Consider the following 18,353-nt stretch of genomic DNA (forward strand, 5'->3'; position numbering starts at 1 on the left):
CCCCCTTTACTACGGCTTGTACGGATATTGTTTACCATTTTTCACTATAAAGAAATGCTTTTTTGTCACTTTTGCTCCTTGATTAACTTCACTTGAAACAACAATCTCAAGATTTGGATACCGCTTGCTGAGTTGACTCAGAATTCCGTCCATCGCATTCGGATTCTTCCCGAGTCCCGATTTGCACGAAGAGCATACTCCCGTTGGATTGGATTGATGAATATAGAGTTTCCCTTTCACATCAAGCCGATTTGGAAACTTCGCATCAACCTTTTGAACAAAATCATTGATGACCATCTCTTCAGCATGATTTTTGGCCTTATCCAGTCCAAACGGTGATTTAATCGGTCGGTTTGGCATTAACGTATCCAGATCCGGCAAACCAGCCTCTTTCAGTACTTGAGGAGAAGCACCTTCAAATACTTCTTTTTCCAATCCTTTAATATCGGTTCTGCCTACTGCGACGGTCTCTGTTTTAGGCACATTTAATTTGTTTCGATAGGCGGCCAGATCATTTTCCAGCAGTTTCGTATTAATGCATGATGTTGCTACGGCAAAATAGCCACGCTCCTGATTCAGTGCCACACAATTGGTCGCACTTTTAAAGAGGTTTTTTACAATCGGCGTTTTGGCCAGCAATGGTTCCAGTGAGGAGGCCGCCTTATTGACCGCCGGTTCGGCAAAATGGAAAAGTCCCAGCATTCCGGCTCCGAAGACCCCGGAGAAGATCATCATTTTCCAGTTGATCTTCCGGCCGTGCAGGAGATCGTCGGCCATACTGGTTCCTGCACCTTCAACTGCATTGACAAATCCGGCCCGGGTAAAGATTTTTTGCATCGGCCCGGGAAGTTTCCCGATCAGTTTGCTTCCCCCGCGCATCAGCGGACCCATAAATCGGGATTCAGCCAGTCCGGTCAGCAGTTTCTGCCCAACTCCTGTGGCCAGGGCTCTTGATGCTCCGCCGGCGATGCCCGCCCCGCACAGTCCAAGCAATCCGCCGATGGCCGCATCCATAAAAGTGTGTTTATCGATTTTCCCGCCATTCAGCCCGGCGCTGATCAAAAATGATAAAGCTGCACCGCTCAATACGGCAGCTCCCAGCGGCGGGGCGACAAAGCACAAGACCACCCCGACAATCACCACGGCCGCACAAGCGATGTACTCTTTATACTTGACAATCCAATTCCAGGTGGCGGATAACGCATCCACTACAACTTTGGCGATCTTGTCACACACCTTGCAAATCCAGTCCCAAAGCTGTGAGGCCTTGTCTTTCGTCCAGTTCCAGGCATCGGAAGCCTTGTCCGAGGCCCAATTCCACGCGCTCTTAAAAGGTTTGGTCACCGAATGCCAAAATCCTCCCTCATCTTTCTTTTCAGGCTGGGGAGGCAGCTGCGTCTTCGACGGCGGCGGATCTTCCTTTCCTTTATCAAAATGGTCATTTACCTGCGGAACCTGAAAGCTTCCGGCGGCATATGCCTGACTGCTGTAACATCCTGCACCGACAATGAAGACCAGAAGGAGCAGCAGGAACCCGTAAAAAAATTTACTCCTTCTGATGTAATTAACATTTTTCAAAATGATATCCACCACCTGAAGGGTTATTTATTTATATGAATATATTATGTCAACAGCCAATTGATGGAAAGGTCTAATAATATGATAAAATAATAAATTTCTATCCTCTTTGAACAAAAATACTTTTTCACCCATCATTCCAGGGATTCAATTCAGGAAAGCTCATTTTTCATCCTTAAATTTCTGTTCACATATGGCAAAAATCCTCGCTATTCTGCGCCAAGTGTTAAATACAAAATAACCCCGAAAAGCGCCGGACAGGTTTATGCTCTCCCTGCCTCGTCTCTTTTCGGGGATCATGATCGAAATTAAATCTGACTCAAGAGTTCCGACCGCTTGATCTTTTTGTCACTGCCTGCCGGAACATTTTCGAGCAAATACTTTTTCAACCGTTCAGCCCACTCTTCCCGATATCCGTCCACTTCTCTTATTTTTTCCATAAACCCGCTGTTTGTATATTCGTCATTTACCCCCTCAATAGGTTGCGGAACTTTATGTTTCTTACGTTCAAACACATATGCTTGCTTGATTGTATAAGAGGCTGCATGAAATACACACCAATAAACGAACTCGTTTTGCCGGTCACCTGTGAAAGGATCCTCTTCACAGGAAATAACGAACAGCCCCTCATCTTCATCGTCGATCGTTATGTAAAGGTCATATCCCTCATGCTTCTTTTCCTCTACCCATTCCCAGCACAGGTCGATGGATTCCCTGACCGTTGGATACCAATCATAATCGGTTAATTTATCCAATACTTTTTCGGATAATGCTAAAAAATAAGCAACTTTTGCATCAGCATTGACATTCTGATACCATTTTTCCAAAATCGATTGCCTCCCTGTTAAGCACGGTACTTGTTCTCACGACAGCGATCGTATTCATATCAGCATTCACCTTCAAAAATGACAAGGGTGTACCACTACTGCTCCCGGCAGCAGGGAGAAAAATAAACATAAAAAAAAGAGACGGTTTCCGGGGCCGTCTCTACCAAAGGGGGTTTTCATCCTGTATTTATTTTAGTCGATGATTTTTACAGGATGATTACAGGAGATTTACAATTCCATATCTTATAGTTCGAGGGATTCTCCGGCTTTCAGCGCCGCGCCTTTGATTCCTTTTTGCTCCAATTTTTTCACGAATGCCTCTCCATCCTGCTGAATCGCCGGGAACGTATTGTAGTGCATGGGAATCACTTGTTTTGCCCCGACCCATTCAGCGGCAATCAAGGCATCATCGGGGTCCATGGTGAAGTTGCCGCCAATCGGAAGCATGGCCAGATCAATCGGCTTTTGCATCCCGATCAGTTTCATGTCGGAATACAATGCGGTATCCCCGGCGTGATAAATCGTTTTGTCTCCGAGCGTCAGCACAAACCCGGAAGCAGGCCCCATGTAAATGATTTCTTTTTTCTCATCCAACACCAGCCCGCTGCCATGCAGGGCATTGATCAACTTGACGCTTCCAAATTCAAAGGAGAAGGTTCCGCCGGTTCCCATCCCATGGGTATTTAATCCCTGCCAGCCGAGCCAGACGGAAAGTTCGTGCGGGGCGATGACCGTGGCACCGGAGGCCTTGGCAATCTCGACTGTATCGCCGACATGATCATTGTGGCCGTGTGTCAGCAGGATATAATCCGGTTTCAAGTTCTCCGGTTTTACTTTCGCCAAGGGATTCCCGGTAATAAAAGGATCAATCAGCAGACGGTAACCGTTGTGTTCGATTTCAAAACAAGCATGACCATGGTATGTAACTCTCATTTTCTTACTCTCCTTATTTCATTTCTTTGCCAAAAATATCTTCTACAGGCTCCATGATAATGCGCTGCAAATCCTGAAGCAAGATCATCAGTCTTTCCTCCGCCTGGAGATAGGCAGTAATGGCGGGCACTCCCTGGATGGCAGTCGACAACTTTTCCATTTCTTCCGACTGCTCCGGAGACGGTTGTTTCCCCTGAAGATAAAGGGTTTGCATCTGAAGGCGTTTCTCCGTAAATTTGTCCAGCATCTCGCGAAACTTGGGATTCTCCTCCAATTTCCGCTTTGCTTCCTTCACTTCCAGATACTGCTGTGAAGCCCGGATGCTCCGCGCCAACTGATGGGCGTGGTCGTACGGATTAACCATGTGCATTCCCCCCTTTCTCTCATCCTACCATTTTCTTATCCCAGATTCATCCGTGAATGCCAAGCCTGTTTTTTTCACCCTGCCAAACATGCCTACATACGATGAATTAGTCATTTCAGGCGGAAGGGGATAGTCATGGGGGGCCAAAAAGTACAAATTCAAATTGTTCCCGAAAGCCAATTTCCAAGGAATATCAATATGGTTATGAGCCGAATGCTGGCAAAAAAGCTGAAAATAGAAACCAACCCTTTTTGGGTGACGTTTGGTTCCGCAACAGCCAAAGGAGCGATTGCCTTTACCAACAAAACAAACAATTTGGTACGGATGAGTTCCCGGCTGGCCTCACAATTGAAAATGATCAACCAACCACTGATTCAAGCACGGTTTGACTCCCGCTCTTTCCGCTTGCGGTTTGGCCCTTTATTTGGAATTTTAATCAATGCCGAACCACAGGGCAAACAGGATCAATTATTCGGACTGATGACTCGCTTTTTGGAAGAATGCTGCGCCGCGGGGCAATCGCAAGGCGTCCGCGTCGCCATCTTTTCCCCGGAACAGCTAGATCTCAAATCTTGGGAAACCGGCGCTTGGGTTCGCGAGAAAGGACGATGGATCTTCACCAGGCTTCCTCTTCCCGACGTGATCTACAACCGGATTACCTCCCGCAAGCTGGAGCAGCAGGATCAGATTCAAAATAAACTGTACCAGCTGAAAACGCATTTTCATATTCCGGTCTTCAACGAAAAATTCCTTAACAAATACCAAGTATATCAAATCCTGATCAAAGATGAACGCACCCGGGAGATGCTTCCGGAAACCTATCCATTTCGCGTTTCCAGATTTAAAGAACTGCTTCAGCGCTATCCGACTGTTTATCTCAAGCCAAATAACGGCAGCTTGGGCAGCGGGATCATCAAGGTGAGCAGATCCGGCGGCAAGTGGATTTGCCAATCCTCCACGCCCGGCGGTACATTGACGCGCACGACCAAAACTTTAGCCGAGATGTGCAAACTGATGGCCCAAAGGATCGGACGTCAACCCTATCTCGTGCAGCAAGGGCTGTCCCTGGTGAAATATGATCAGCGGCAAATGGATTTTCGCGTTTTGGTGCAAAAAAACAGAACCGGAGACTGGCGGGTCACTTCTTCCGTCGCGAGAATCGCCAACAGCCAGCATATTGTCTCCAATCTCGCACGCGGAGGTACCGTGCGCAAAGCAGCGGATGTGCTGAAAGAGCTGAACCATATTCCCGGCAAACCGACAGACAGGGAGATTAAAGCGACAGCACTGGAAATCGCCAAAACATTTGAGTACCTGGCGGAAGGGCACTTCGCCGAACTGGGAATTGACCTGGCCCTCGACACAAAAGGAAAAATTTGGCTGATCGAGATCAATTCCAAACCTTCCAAAACCGATGACACCATGGTCAATCCTACGGCCAATACCCGACCTTCTGTTTTGCGCCTGATCGAGTATGTGCACTTTTTGACGGAAACCGCGGGCGGACCCCATTCCCCTCCTTTTTCTCCGAAACCGGTACGAAAAATACGCGGGAGGGGTCCGACATGAAAATGGACATAAGCAAAAAGGTGTTAGGAATCATCGTATGTTATGGAAAAACGGAAAAGATGCCGCCCTTTTCAGAAGCTCCTTTTTTTTCGCAACTGGCAGTGGAAGGTGAGTCTCTGGGAATTGAGGTTTGCGTCTTCAATCCCCAGCTGGTTCATTGGAAGACGCGGACCGTTCCCTGCTGGATTGTGGAAAACGGCAGATGGAAAATGGCGGTCAAACCGCTCCCATCCCTGATCTATGACCGATGTTACTACCATACGACCGAACATTATTTAAGATATAAACCCTATGTTCTGAAGCTGGCAAATGACCCGCATATCCGCTTATTGGGGAGGGCGCTCGGCGGCAAATGGCAGACATATGAAATATTGAAACAGCATAAGGAAATCGCTCCGTATCTCCCGCACACGATTTTTTACCGATCAAGCCATGATGTGCTCGCTTTTCTGCAAAATCAGCCAAGCGCCCTGATCAAACCGAACGGCGGCAGTCACGGGCGGGGAGTCGTGGCGATCACGAAGCATCCCCCGGGCTATTTGATTCAGGGACGCACGCAGGCCAATAAATTGTTTTACCGCCAGTTGAAAACCGTGCAGGAACTGGAAACCTGGATCCAAAACTTCATCGGCCGCACCCGGTATATCATCCAACCGCTTCTGCCGCTGATGACACCGGATCAAAGACCGTTTGATGTCCGGATCTTAGTGCAAAAGAACGAGGAACGGAACTGGGAAACAACGGGAATGGCAGTTCGGACGGGCAAACCGAATTCCATCACCTCCAATCTTCACGGAGGAGGGCAAGCTGTCGCATTCAGACCCTTCCTCCAAAAACACTATGCACAAGAAACCATTTTTAAAATTCAAGAAACCATTCAATTTTTGAGCTCGATCGTCCCCCGTTTTATCGAACAACAACACGGGCCGCTTGTCGAGCTGGGAATCGATGTCGGAATCGAACCAAGCGGGCGCATTTGGATCTTGGAGGTGAATTCAAAACCCGGCCGCGCTGTTTTCCTCAGAACCGGCGAAATCAACATTCGCCGTCGCGCTGTCCAACTCCCTATTCGTTATGCCCATTCTTTACTTAAGAACACCTAGGAGGGTCACTATGAAATCAATCATATGCCAAACCCGAATCCATTCCAAAACACCTGCAAAAGCGATCGTGATCAGCCAGGCTCTGATGGAGCAATGGGGTTGTATCAATGGGCAGTCCATTAAGGTGGAAGTAGGCAATAAAACGGTTATTACCCGTGTGGCAAGAGGGAAAATGAGTGGGCAGCAAATTATTTTCTCGCCCGCTCTTGCCAAACAACTCACTCTCCCTTACCCCGGACAAACCCGGGCCCTTTTTTACAACAGAACCCTGAAAATCGGCCCGGTGATCGGCATCCTGACAACCGGATTCACCGGGAACGCCGCCCAGCCATTTGGCGGACGATCACAACTTTTCCTCAGTTTCATTCGAGCGGGTGCAAAGGAAAAACCTTTCATCTATGTGTTTACCCCCGATATGGTCGACTGGCAAAACCGGACCGTTTCCGGATGGTATTGCATTCCGAATAAAAGCGGGGGCATGCGCTGGATTCGCCTGCTTTCGCCTTTTCCCGATGTTGTCTATGAGCGTGTTCCCAACAGGAAAGCAGAGTCTCTTTCCCATGTCCAATCCTGTCTCTCCCGCCTGAGGGAAACCAATCAGAGCAAGATTTTCAACCAGGGCTTCTTCAATAAATGGTTCATTCATCAATGTTTGAGCACCCATCCGGAGAGTTCCCAGTATATTCCGGAAACCTATCTCTCCCCTTCGATTCAAACCATTAAAAAGATGCTGGAAAAACATCAGATGATTTATTTAAAGCCGAGCGGAGGAAGTTTGGGGCTCGGAATTTTTCGCATCACCTATCATCCGCGGGAAGGTTACTTTTGCCGCTTTCATCAGGGAACCAAAAATGTGCTCCACCGCTTCAACTCATTGGAAAAACTGATTCGCCACTACTTTGGCAGCAACGAGTCTGAACGGTTTAAACGATACCTCGTACAGCAAGGCATTCGCCTGATCAAACATAACGACCGTCCCGTTGATTTTCGCGTGCACATGCATAAAGACGGGTCCGGAGAATGGAAGGTGGTGGCGATCGGTTCCAAAGCGGCGGGCTTTGGCTGTGTAACCACCCATGTACGAACAGGCGGTTCGATCATCCCCACCGATGAACTGTTAAAGAAAGTTTTTCACGAAAATGCAAGCTATATCGAAATGTCGATTAAAGAATCGGCGATTTTGATCGCCAAGGTTCTTGAAGATCAGATCAATGGTCCGCTCGGCGAATTGGGGATGGATATCGGAGTCGACCGCAGCGGAAGAGTATGGCTTTTTGAAATCAACGCCAAACCCGGCCGCCATATCTTTCTCCATCCGTCTCTCAGGGAAGCAGGGCGCCAATCTGCCAAGTATATAACGGATTACTGTCTAAAGTTAGCCAATTTTATCTGAGAAGGAGGGGGCATAAGTGAAGGTGCCAGAAGCAGGTTGGTTATCCATCCAACATAATCGCGGACAATATTTTTTCATTCCGCTGAAAGGTCACCAAACTTCGGAGTTAAAAAGTCCGCTTCCCGCCATTGTCGGAGCAAAGACACCCGGGCAACTCATCATCAGAAATTGGTCTTCCAAGCAGCACCTTCCCGTCTTCACCCCGGCAAGAGTGAAGAAAACATCCGATCATCGCTACCAAGTGGGACCGTTTGTCGCCATTCTGGCTGCTGACGGAAAACAGCCCTTTTACGGAAATCAGAATAACTTTGCCGACATTATCCGAACCGGACGCACAATGGGCGTCAGCGTTTATGTCATGACCCCCGCCGGGTTCAGGCACAACCAACAGAATCCCCATACCGTCAGAGGATTTCTGTTGGATCATCGCAGCCGCAACCTGCGCTGGATTCCGGCCGAACTTCCGATGCCCAATGTCGTTTACAACCGCATTCCCACGCGGACCGAGGAGCAGAAACCGGAAGTGCAGCAAGTTGTAAAACAATTGATGAACACACCCGGCATCCATTTTTTCAACCCCGGTTTTTTTGACAAATGGTCACTCTACCGGTTGCTCTCCGCCTCTCCGCGGCTGCGCCAGTTCCTGCCGGAAACAGCCATGCTGGAAAATCCGGCCGGTCTGAAACAGATGCTCGAACGCTATCCTTCCATTTATTTAAAACCGGCCAACGGCAAAGCGGGAATCAAAATGATGCGCGTCAATAAAAAGCCGGACGGCTTTGAACTCCACTATCAGTCGGTGTCGGCGAAAAAACGTTTTTCAATCGCATCGCTGCCTGCACTTTGGAATCATGTGCAACAGTTGAAAAAACCCGGCAACTATATCCTGCAGCAGGGAATTCCCCTGGCACAGTATCATGGCAGGCCTTTTGACGTGCGCATGCTGCTGCAAAAAGACGGTCAGGGAAACTGGGGATTAAGCGGCGCCGGCATTCGCGTGGCCGGTGCAACGGCGATCTCCACCCATGTTCCGATGGGCGGGAAAATCGAATCACTTGATCAGGTATTCCAGGCCGCATTTGGCGACAGGAAAAAAGAAATGAGGGAAAAGATCGAAAATATCGGTTTGGAGTTGGCTTCTTTCATCGAGACGAAACAGGCCGGCCCGCTCGGAGAGATGTCGATCGACCTCGGGATCGAGCCGAATGGGAGAATGTGGTTTTTCGAAGCGAATTCCAAACCGATGAAATTTGATGAACCGGATATCCGCATCCGCTCCCTGCGCCGAATCATCCAATATTCCCTGTATCTGAGTGAGTTTTCACAGGCAGTGAAAGGAGGAAGATGATGATTATCCGCCAGTTTGAACCACAGGATATCGAAACGGCCAAGGTTCCCGTCATCCGGTTTATGAAACGGTACGGAGATGGGCGAATTACCCATCGCGCTTTGCGCTGGTTTCAACGTTTATCCAAGCAAAACATCCCGGAAGGCACATATGTGGCGGCTGCGCTGGACAAAAAGAAATTGATCGGCGTGATCGTGTTCGGTCATTACGGACTTCAGGAATCCTTCATCGCAGTGCATCCGCAGTATCGCAAACGCGGTGTCGGGGAAGTTCTGCTCAAAAGCGCGCTGGCCAAACTCCCCAAAATTTACACGCGGGTCGCCTGTGATAATATCCCCAGTCTCAAGCTGTGTTTTTCCTGCGGATTAATCGCTTTTAAACTGATCAAAGGGCCGACGGGAAAACCGACGCTCTGGCTTGCCGGCGGGGACTATTCGACGGAAGACGTCATTCGGATGGAATATATCGCCAAAATCTCCCCCAGAGCAGAAGAAAAAAGAAGCGGATCGTAATGTCCGCTTCTTTTTCCATTCATTTCAAGCTTACTTATCCGGGATGACGCGTTTGGCTGTAATATATCCTTTATCCAGCCACGGTGTGCTCAGACTGTCAAAGCGAACGCCGCCCGGACCCCAAGTATGCAGGATTTTATTGTCTCCCACATAAATGGCCACGTGTCCAATTTTGCCGTGGGAGTGGCTTGTGGAAAAGAACAGCAAGTCCCCTTTTTGAATTTGGGAACGCGGAATGGTTTTTCCCACGTGTGCCTGTTCACGGGAAGTACGCGGCAAATGAATTCCGTTTTTCCCGTAAACGTATTGAACAAAGGAAGAACAATCAAACGTGGAGGTTACTCCGGAAGGAGACCCTAATCTGTAAGGGGTGCCCAAATATTGTTTACCCAATTTAATAATGTTGTCCGCCACTTGCAGACGATGGCCATTTGATTGTTCTTTCTCTGTTCCTTGTACCGGCTTGTTTTGCACCGGCGCCTGCACAGGAGTTTGTGCAGATTCGTTATTGGATACAGGTGTAAACGTTTTATCTTTAACTTCCGAAGAATTGGAAATTGCTCGGCTATTATCGAATACCCACTCTAAACCGACTTTGCTGAAAACAGAGCTGAGAAAACTGGAATTTTCCGATGTTGCATTCAACGTGGCAGCATGGGAAATCCCCGTCGGAATCAATCCGGTAACCATTAAAGATGCAGCAACTGTCCAAACTGTTTTCTTTATGCCTTTATTATTTCGCATCAAATCCCCCTCTGCAAATAAAATTTTTATTTGTTAACGGCATGTCCTATGGTAACATAGATCAACACGAGATGATTATGTAAAAACTTCCATTGTCAGGAAAATCCGATAACGGCGTTTGTCGCGAAAAATGTCCCATTTTTTTCTATTGACATGTTTCCATCTCCCCGCCCGGTGAATATACCTAGAAGAGGAATTTGCATAAGAAAGGGGCCTGGAAATTGAAAAAGCGAAGATCATCCTCATCCAGGAAAACAGGGACAACATCCCCTCACCTGCGCGATGAAATCATTCTGGAAGAGCTGATCCGGCTCGAACAGGAAGAACTCAGGAAAAAAAAGGCGTCAGCCCGGCCAACGCAGCAACCGGCAGAATCAAATGAACCGGAAGAGAGTTTGAAGAAGCCCGAATATAATGAACCGCCGTCCCCATCGATTAAAGAGACGCGCAATGTGACCGGATCCGAATCCTTTATTTACACGGATGATCTGACCAATTATTCCGTAACGAGAGAAAAAATCGCCAATCAGGCTGTCGATGGCAGTAAAATCAAAAAAGGTTCCATCAGCGCGGACCATATCGAACAAGATGCAATCATCGAGGCCAAGATTGCCGCAGGAGCCGTTACCGCTCCCAAAATCGCGGAAAAAAACATCAAGTCATCCCATCTCGACGATGATATCATCGGGGAAGAAAAAATCAGAAAAGAAGCCATCACTGCGAGACACATCAAAGACAATTCAATTCCCGGCACAAAACTGGAAGACCAGAGTATTGGTGAAAGCAAAATCAAAGACCGGGCGATTCTGGGCAAGCACATCGGACTCGGCCACATTCAGAGCGAACATCTGGCCGACCAGTCGGTCAGCGGAGAAAAGATCAAAAGCGGTGCGATCAGTACGAATCACTTGATGAATCAAATTATCAACAATCCCAAAATCGCCGATGGGGCGATCACGGAAGCCAAGATACAAAACGGCAGCATCAGCTCCGACAAGATCGCCGGCGAAGCAATCACCTCCGACAAAGTAGCCAAAGCGGCCATCCGTTCCCACCACATTGCCGATGAAACCATCCAATCCCACCATCTGCAAAACAAAGCGATCACCAGCAATAAATTGGCCAATTCTGTCATTATGTCAGACCATTTGCGCGATCAAATCATCGGGTCTCATCATATCGGGCCAAGTGTGATTCAAGGGAAGCATTTGGCTGATGATTCCATCACCAGGGATAAAATCGCCCCGGCAAGCATCGACGCCCATCGGATTCAGGATCAGGCGATCAAATCGAATCACCTGGCTCCTCGCAGCATTTCAGAACAGCATTTGCAAGAAAACAGTGTCAACAAAACGCACATCAAAGAGGCGAGCATCGGGGAGCAACATATTGCCAACAATTCGATTCCCGGCACAAAACTGTTGGATCATTCCATCACGACCTCGAAGCTCTCACCCGAGTCGATCTCCTCGGATAAAATTATCGATCAGGCGATCAGCACCAATAAAATAGCAGATCGAGCCGTAAACTCAGGCAAGCTCGCCCCGAAAAGCATTCAAAGCGAACACATCGAAGAGCGGGCGATTTTGCATAAGCATATTGGCGCGGAGCAGGTAAAAACCGAACATCTCTGCGACGAAGCAATCACTTCAAACAAGCTGGCACGGGAAGCGATACTGGGCAAACACATCGCCGCCGACACCATCACCGCATCCCACATTTCACCGTATGAAATTACGGAAAATCATCTCGCCGACCACTGCGTCACCTCGTCAAAAATAGCTCCGCAATCGGTGGAAGGCGGGCACTTGGCTGAAAACGCCATCCAGAGCCGTCATATTCAAAACGGGCAAATTTTAACAAACCATCTCGCACCCAAAGCAGTCAATTCCGAGCAACTGGAAGAAAGATCGGTGGGATCAGGGCATATCAAAGAACAAGCGATCTTATCCATGCATCTCGCTCCGGAACAAATTGAGGAAGAACATCTGAAACGGCAAACCATTACCTCCGCCGTCATTCAGGATCAGGCGGTCACCGGGGATAAAATCGCCCCTGCCGCCATTAAAGCAGAGCATGTACAGGAACAAGCCATCCGCTCCTCTCATCTTGCATCCGAACAAATACAAAAAAGACATTTGTCCCCCGGAGCAATTCAATCCAAACACTTGGAAGCAGAGGCGATCCAAAGCCGGCACCTCGGAAAACAGATAATCCGGGGAGAGCATATCGACATCCAGCAAATTAAAACACACCATTTGGAAGCGGAATCAGTGACGTCGGAAACACTGTCACCGGAGTCAGTCCAGTCAGTGCATCTTGCAGAAAACGCGGTCAGGTCAAAACATATCGGAGAAGAACAAATCCATGCACATCATTTGGCGAAAAACATCATCCATCAGGATCATATTCAGGAACAGGCGATCACCGGAGATAAAATCGCCAGTCATTCAATACAGGCAAAACATTTGGATGAAAAAACGATCCTCTCCCATCACATCGGAGACGGACAGGTGCAAAGCCATCACCTTGAACCCCGGGTAATCGGCTCCGATCAACTGGCAAACGAAGCGGTACAACCAAAACACATCACAGAAAAAGCCATTCTTTCCACTCATATCGCGGAGCAGCAAATTCAAAGCCACCATCTGGAAAAAGATTCGATCACCTCGGAATTACTCGCATCCGGAGCAGTCGAAACGAGACATCTCGTGGAAAATATCATCAGCAAGGAGCATATTGCCCCGGGTCAAATCGACGGGCAGCATCTAAAACCTGAAATCATCACCAATGTTCACCTGCAAAACCATTCGATCAATTCAGACAAAATTGCTCCAAACAGCATCCAAGCAAATCACTTAACGGAGCAGGTAATCAACGCTTCCCACATCGGGGACGAACAGGTGCAGAGCCATCACATTAAACCCCAGGCAATCGGCTCCGGCCAACTAGCAAACAAAGCGGTACAACCAAAACACATCACAGAAAAAGCCATTCTTTCCACTCACATCGCGGAGCGGCAAATTCAAAGCCACCATCTGGAAAAAGATTCGATCACCTCGGAATTACTCGCATCCGGAGCAGTCGAAACGAGACATCTCGTGGAAAATATCATCAGCAAGGAGCATATTGCCCCGGGTCAAATCGACGGGCAGCATCTAAAACCTGAAATCATCACCAATGTTCACCTGCAAAACCATTCGATCAATTCGGACAAAATCGCTCCAAACAGCATCCAAGCAAATCACTTAACGGAGCAGGTAATCAACGCTTCCCACATCGGGGACGAACAGGTGCAGAGCCATCACATTAAACCACAGGCAATCGGCTCCGGCCAACTGGCAAACGAAGCAGTGCAACCAAAACACATCACAGAAAAAGCCATTCTTTCCACGCACATCGCAGAGCGGCAAGTACAAAGCCACCATCTGGAAAAAGATTCAATCACTTCGGAATTACTTGCATCAGGAGCAGTCGAAGCCAGACACCTCAGGGAAAATCTCATCGGCGAGGAGCATATCGCCCCAGGTCAAATCGACGGGCAGCATCTTAAACCTGAAACTATTACCAACGTTCATCTGCAAAACCATGCAATCAATGCAGACAAAATTGCTCCAAACAGCATCCGGGCAAATCATTTAACAGAGCAGGCAATCAACGCTTCCCACATCGGAGATGAACAAGTGCACAGCCGCCATCTCGGCGCACATTCGGTTACCTCTGCCCATATTCAAAACGAAGCCATAACTGCGGAAAAAATTGCTCCCCTTTCAATTGGAACCCTGCACTTTAGCGAACAATCAATTCAATCCGCCCACATCGGCCAACGCCAGATCGAAGGACACCACATCGCAAAACAAGCGATTTCACCGGAACATTTACAAGAAGAAGCGATCCGTGCCGGACACCTGACTTCCCAATGCGTCACCTCCCGCCATATCGATTATGAACAAATCAAAACGAAACATCTGGAGGATGAAGCGATAACCGCCCAAAAAATCCGCTCCCAGGCAGTGGAATCGCATCATATCGCCAAGCAAGCCGTTCAATCGGATGCCATCGCTGACGGAGCTGTTACGGCTGAGAAGATTGCCGACGGGGCAATCGGTCCGGAAAAACTGAGTTTTGCTTTGCCCGGGCCTGCTGCCGCCATTTCCGGATCTGCTCCGTTTGAGATTGCGGCCGGGAAACCGGAACAAACCGTACACATCCATCTTAACGGTCATATTCCCTCGCCCTACATTGTGGTGGCCATGACAAACCAGCCCTATTGCTTTGCGACTCTCTCCGATTTGCAGGAAGACAGCTTTGTGCTTCGCGTGCACCAAATCAAGGAAACACAAGAACAAATTAGAGGCACGGTCTTTTGGATCGCCAATCCGGTACAATCCTTTTCCGGCTCTCCCGCTGAGATCCCGATTGAACAGGTTGAAACAAAAACAGAAGACACACTGCAGATCGCTTCTTGCCGAAAAACGGATTCTCCCGCCTCAACCCATGATGAAAACCCGTGGGACTAAACAAAAAAACTGCTGATCAAAAACACGATCAGCAGTTTTTTGTGTGCTCCGCTTAAACGAACCGCCTGGTGCACTTTTTCCCGTTATAGCAAAATATGACCCGGCGTTCGTCAATCACCGTTTCCAGATGAACCGGCCGCCCCCAGAGAGCATAAACATGGGGCAGTGTTTTTTCCAGATATTTAATGTCCAGCTCAATTCCTTCATACCGGTGAATCAGATATAATTCGCCATTTTGCAGATAATCCCCATCCTGCACCAGAATCACGGGATATCCTCCGTTAATCCGGCTTGCCACCAATTGATCCCGTACATTTTCCCAATCCTTATCCGTGACCTTCCATTCATTCCCCTGACGGCTGAAAACATAGAGATCCAGGTCTTCCACCAAATCCTTGGTCAGGTAATTGCGCAAGAACGATTGATCGGACTCCAGTTCACGCACTTCAAAAATCTTTTGACGCCCTTGTCCCGGTTTGCGTCCCAATTGCTTCTGTTCCTGTTCCGTCGGATTGTCCCAGCGCCTTTCAATGTCCTCAAACAACTTGAGTCCCAAATGATAGGGATTAATTGAGGTTTTCGATGGCGAAAGGACGGAAGCATTCAACTTGGCGAACTCAATTGCTTCTTCCTCATCCAGATCCAGTTCCCGCATGATGCGAATATGCCAGTAGGAGGCCCAGCCTTCATTCATGATCTTCGTTTCCAATTGCGGCCAAAAATAGAGCATTTCTTGACGCAAAATCGTCAGAATGTCCTGGTGCCAATCCTCAAGGATTTTGCTGTTTTCCATGATAAAGAGCAGCAGATCTTTTTCCGGTTCCTCGGGGAAACGCTTTTTGCGGGGCTTCGGCTTGGCAGGAGGTTCGGCGATATGGTCCAACTTCCACAGATCATCGTAAGGGGAGGTGCGGTTTGGCTTCGGGGTATCAGGCGTTGATTTTCGTTTTCCTTTCCGGTGCAACCTGGCATCGATCAGGCTGGGATTGATATGCTCCTGAATGGCCAGTACGTGATCCAGAAATTCCTCCACCACTTCTTTCCCATACTCAATCTCATACTGGCGAATGCGCTCGGCACTGGCAGCCATCGTTTCAACCATGTCACGGGAGGTATTGGAAAAGCGGATATTATTTTTGAAGAAATCGCAGTGAGCAAGAACATGAGCCACAATCAGCTTGTTTTGCGTCAAACTGTTCCCCTTCAACAAAAAAGCGTAACAGGGATCGGAGTTGATCACCAGCTCATAGATTTTGCTCAGATTCAGGTCATACTGCAATTTCATCTTGTAAAAAGTTTTGCCAAAGCTCCAGTGGGAGAAGCGCGTCGGCATTCCATATGCTCCAAATGTATAGATAATATCGGCAGGACAGATTTCATAACGCATGGGGAAGAAATCGAGGCCAAATCCTTTTGCGATCTCCGTAATTTCTTCAATCGCCCGCTCCAGCTTTTTCAGATCCTCTTTCACTCGGCATCCCTTCCTTCCCTTGAAATGACCTTTCCCCGAGCCCGTGAAACTATCATCGGAAATCGGATCTGTTGGTGCGGTAACGAGAAAGATCTACACCCTAAGGAAACAGCCTTTGATAATGAGTGTCAACAACGAATCCTTAAAACTATTTCATTCAAAAGGGAAAGGTTTTGGAACAGCATCTTACACAGGATGAAACCTAAAATCGGGTATAGAAACGCTTAGTTTAATTATAAAGAATATTTGTCCATTTATCAAATTTCACATGCGCATTGAGGCCGATATTTACATAAAATAAATTGACAATCTCCGGTATCAGACGTTATACTAACTTCGATTCAACAGCATATGGAAAGCTCTTATCTCTATTAGGTGAGGTTCCTGTTCGGAGATACGCTACTGCCCAAAAATGTCGAGAGACACCAATGGGTCAGCAGGAAAGATCGGAATGAAGGTCTTTTCTAATGTAGCTGGTTTCGCGCAAACCTATGCCGTTCAGTGCCAAAGCTCAATGAGGGGGATAAGCGATCGGGCCTGGAAAGTGCGGGCTCAATTTGTGTTGAAACCCTCTCCGCCAAGAGTAAGGGTTATTTTTTATATTCGCAAAAAGGAGGGATTCACATGGATAACGCTTTGCTGAAACAGCATGAGCCTCAATCCGTGCTGGCAAATGCAGATCCGCCGGCAGAATTGTTGCACCAGCTGCAACCCTATGATCTGTCAGAAATGCTCAGGGAAATGGATGAAAAGAAAAGGCTCAAATGGATTGCCGCCCTTCCATTAACTCTAGCTGCCGAGGCGTTGGAATATCTGGAACCGGAGTTGCAGTATGAAACGCTCAACCACCTGGACGGCAATCTGGCTTCCATGCTGCTGAAGCAGATGTCGAGTGACATGATCGTAGACATGCTGCTTGCCGTCCATCCATTGCAGGCGGAAAAGATGCTCAAAATGCTGCCGGAGGACTACCGGGAAAAAATCAATGCTCTGATGCGCTATCCGGAATATACAGCAGGGAGCCTGATGACCGTCGACTACGTGTCCGCCCGGGCACATTGGACCGGAGAACAAACGCTCCGCCACATTCGCAAGGTGGGAGGAGAAGCCGAGATCATCTCCTATATCTATGTAACGGGAATGCGCGGCGAACTGGTGGGAATCGTTTCGCTTAAAGAAATGATCCTCGCCCATCCGCAGACCAAGCTGGCGGATATCGCCAAAAAGGATGTCATTTCCGTTCCGGCGGATATGGAGCAGGAAGAGGTTGCAGCCATCCTTTCCCGCTATGGTTTCTACGCACTTCCCGTCGTTGACCGGCAAAACCGCCTGATCGGGATCATCACCTATGACGATGTCGTCGAGGTAATTCAAGAGGAAGCGACAGAAGATATCCAAAAACTAGGAGGAAGCCAGCCGCTCAGCGAACCTTACTTTAAAACATCCGTCTGGAGCCTGTACCGCAAACGGATCGTCTGGCTGTTTATCCTCTTTGTCGGCGGGGCCTATACTTCGACCGTCCTGGAATCGTACCAAAGCACACTGGATAAAGTGGTTTCCCTTTCCTTCTTTATTCCCTTGCTGATCGGTACCGGCGGAAATACAGGGTCACAAATCATCTCCACCCTGATCCGCGCACTGGGAACGGAAGAAGTAAAGTTTCGCGACTTGTTTCGCGTGATCCGCAAAGAACTGGTCACCGGATTGCTGTTAGGCATTTCCTTGGGAATCATCGGCTTCTTCAGGGCCGAACTGATGGATGTGTCCGTTGCCATCAGCATGGTGGTCTCTCTGGCAGCCCTGTTTATCGTTTTGTGGTCTTCCTTGGTTTCCGCAGCATTGCCGCTTGTGCTGCACCGCCTCAAAATCGATCCGGCCGTTGTATCGGGACCGCTCATCAGCACATTGGTCGACGGAACCGGTTTGATTATCTATATGAGCATAGCAAAAGCGGTTTTGCATCTCTAAACTTCTAAGGAATCGAGGTTGAT

The 18,353-nt window shown here is 48.3% G+C and carries 13 protein-coding genes and 1 riboswitch; of the genes, 7 read left to right on the forward strand and 6 right to left on the reverse strand.

What is annotated here, in order from left to right; genetic code table 11:
* Positions 1 to 9: 9 nt before the first annotated feature.
* The 4 genes from I8U19_RS05755 to I8U19_RS05770 all read right to left on the reverse strand — a co-directional run bounded on the left by I8U19_RS05755 (position 10) and on the right by I8U19_RS05770 (position 3,702).
* A complete protein-coding gene (locus tag I8U19_RS05755; RefSeq protein WP_052154211.1) occupies positions 10 to 1,578 on the reverse strand; it encodes a hypothetical protein in 1,569 nt (522 codons plus the stop codon).
* Positions 1,579 to 1,886: 308 nt separating this feature from the next.
* Complete coding sequence (locus I8U19_RS05760) at positions 1,887 to 2,405, reverse strand: Imm6 family immunity protein (RefSeq protein ID WP_198055415.1); 519 nt, start codon at positions 2,403 to 2,405, stop codon at positions 1,887 to 1,889.
* Positions 2,406 to 2,648: 243 nt separating this feature from the next.
* Positions 2,649 to 3,338, reverse strand: a complete 690-nt coding sequence (locus tag I8U19_RS05765; protein ID WP_033101093.1) for a metal-dependent hydrolase — start codon at positions 3,336 to 3,338, stop codon at positions 2,649 to 2,651.
* Positions 3,339 to 3,351: 13 nt separating this feature from the next.
* Complete coding sequence (locus tag I8U19_RS05770; protein WP_198055416.1) at positions 3,352 to 3,702, reverse strand: YlbF family regulator; 351 nt, start codon at positions 3,700 to 3,702, stop codon at positions 3,352 to 3,354.
* 198 nt (positions 3,703 to 3,900) lie between these two features.
* Here I8U19_RS05770 and I8U19_RS05775 point away from each other — a divergent pair, with 198 nt between their 5' ends.
* From I8U19_RS05775 to I8U19_RS05795, 5 genes are read left to right on the forward strand one after another with little or no spacing between them, the layout of a single operon-like run.
* Positions 3,901 to 5,271 (forward strand): YheC/YheD family endospore coat-associated protein, encoded by a 1,371-nt coding sequence (locus I8U19_RS05775; RefSeq protein WP_181735390.1) that lies wholly within the window; start codon positions 3,901 to 3,903, stop codon positions 5,269 to 5,271.
* Positions 5,268 to 6,374 carry a YheC/YheD family endospore coat-associated protein gene (locus I8U19_RS05780; RefSeq protein WP_081943856.1) on the forward strand — a complete coding sequence of 369 codons (1,107 nt, stop codon included), beginning with the start codon at positions 5,268 to 5,270 and terminating at the stop codon, positions 6,372 to 6,374. The genes I8U19_RS05775 and I8U19_RS05780 overlap by 4 nt, the downstream gene beginning before the upstream one ends.
* Positions 6,375 to 6,384: 10 nt before the next feature.
* On the forward strand, positions 6,385 to 7,767 hold the full coding sequence (locus I8U19_RS05785; RefSeq protein WP_198055417.1) for a YheC/YheD family endospore coat-associated protein: 1,383 nt from the start codon (positions 6,385 to 6,387) through the stop codon (positions 7,765 to 7,767).
* A gap of 16 nt (positions 7,768 to 7,783) precedes the next feature.
* Positions 7,784 to 9,115 carry a YheC/YheD family endospore coat-associated protein gene (locus I8U19_RS17615; protein WP_198055418.1) on the forward strand — a complete coding sequence of 444 codons (1,332 nt, stop codon included), beginning with the start codon at positions 7,784 to 7,786 and terminating at the stop codon, positions 9,113 to 9,115.
* Positions 9,115 to 9,627 carry a GNAT family N-acetyltransferase gene (locus I8U19_RS05795; protein WP_052154208.1) on the forward strand — a complete coding sequence of 171 codons (513 nt, stop codon included), beginning with the start codon at positions 9,115 to 9,117 and terminating at the stop codon, positions 9,625 to 9,627. The genes I8U19_RS17615 and I8U19_RS05795 overlap by 1 nt, the downstream gene beginning before the upstream one ends.
* A 30-nt stretch (positions 9,628 to 9,657) precedes the next feature.
* Here the strand turns inward: I8U19_RS05795 and I8U19_RS05800 are convergent, their stop codons facing one another.
* Positions 9,658 to 10,371 carry a C40 family peptidase gene (locus tag I8U19_RS05800; RefSeq protein WP_198055419.1) on the reverse strand — a complete coding sequence of 238 codons (714 nt, stop codon included), beginning with the start codon at positions 10,369 to 10,371 and terminating at the stop codon, positions 9,658 to 9,660.
* Positions 10,372 to 10,592: 221 nt separating this feature from the next.
* Here I8U19_RS05800 and I8U19_RS05805 point away from each other — a divergent pair, with 221 nt between their 5' ends.
* Positions 10,593 to 14,891, forward strand: a complete 4,299-nt coding sequence (locus I8U19_RS05805; RefSeq protein WP_198055420.1) for a WIAG-tail domain — start codon at positions 10,593 to 10,595, stop codon at positions 14,889 to 14,891.
* A 52-nt stretch (positions 14,892 to 14,943) separates the two neighbouring features.
* On the opposite strand, the gene I8U19_RS05810 is transcribed toward I8U19_RS05805, so the two are convergent.
* A complete protein-coding gene (locus I8U19_RS05810) occupies positions 14,944 to 16,362 on the reverse strand; it encodes a SpoVR family protein (protein ID WP_198055421.1) in 1,419 nt (472 codons plus the stop codon).
* Between the two features lie 360 nt (positions 16,363 to 16,722).
* Positions 16,723 to 16,891: riboswitch (M-box (ykoK) riboswitch) on the forward strand.
* 95 nt (positions 16,892 to 16,986) lie between these two features.
* Between I8U19_RS05810 and mgtE the strand changes: the two genes are divergently transcribed.
* On the forward strand, positions 16,987 to 18,330 hold the full coding sequence (gene mgtE / locus I8U19_RS05815; RefSeq protein ID WP_033101088.1) for a magnesium transporter: 1,344 nt from the start codon (positions 16,987 to 16,989) through the stop codon (positions 18,328 to 18,330).
* Positions 18,331 to 18,353 lie beyond the last annotated feature (23 nt).

The sequence above is a fragment of the Thermoactinomyces sp. CICC 10523 genome, from assembly GCF_016055105.1.
Taxonomy (GTDB): domain Bacteria; phylum Bacillota; class Bacilli; order Thermoactinomycetales; family Thermoactinomycetaceae; genus Thermoactinomyces_A; species Thermoactinomyces_A daqus.

What these genes read in the sequence shown, in the direction of transcription:
- I8U19_RS05765 (WP_033101093.1), bottom strand. Translation starts at nt 3,338, where the DNA reads ATGAGAGTTACATACCATGGTCATGCTTGTTTTGAAATCGAACACAAC.
- I8U19_RS05780 (WP_081943856.1), top strand. Translation starts at nt 5,268, where the DNA reads ATGAAAATGGACATAAGCAAAAAGGTGTTAGGAATCATCGTATGTTAT.
- I8U19_RS05800 (WP_198055419.1), bottom strand. Translation starts at nt 10,371, where the DNA reads ATGCGAAATAATAAAGGCATAAAGAAAACAGTTTGGACAGTTGCTGCA.
- I8U19_RS05775 (WP_181735390.1), top strand. Translation starts at nt 3,901, where the DNA reads ATGGTTATGAGCCGAATGCTGGCAAAAAAGCTGAAAATAGAAACCAAC.
- mgtE (WP_033101088.1), top strand. Translation starts at nt 16,987, where the DNA reads ATGGATAACGCTTTGCTGAAACAGCATGAGCCTCAATCCGTGCTGGCA.
- I8U19_RS05795 (WP_052154208.1), top strand. Translation starts at nt 9,115, where the DNA reads ATGATTATCCGCCAGTTTGAACCACAGGATATCGAAACGGCCAAGGTT.
- I8U19_RS05785 (WP_198055417.1), top strand. Translation starts at nt 6,385, where the DNA reads ATGAAATCAATCATATGCCAAACCCGAATCCATTCCAAAACACCTGCA.
- I8U19_RS05770 (WP_198055416.1), bottom strand. Translation starts at nt 3,702, where the DNA reads ATGGTTAATCCGTACGACCACGCCCATCAGTTGGCGCGGAGCATCCGG.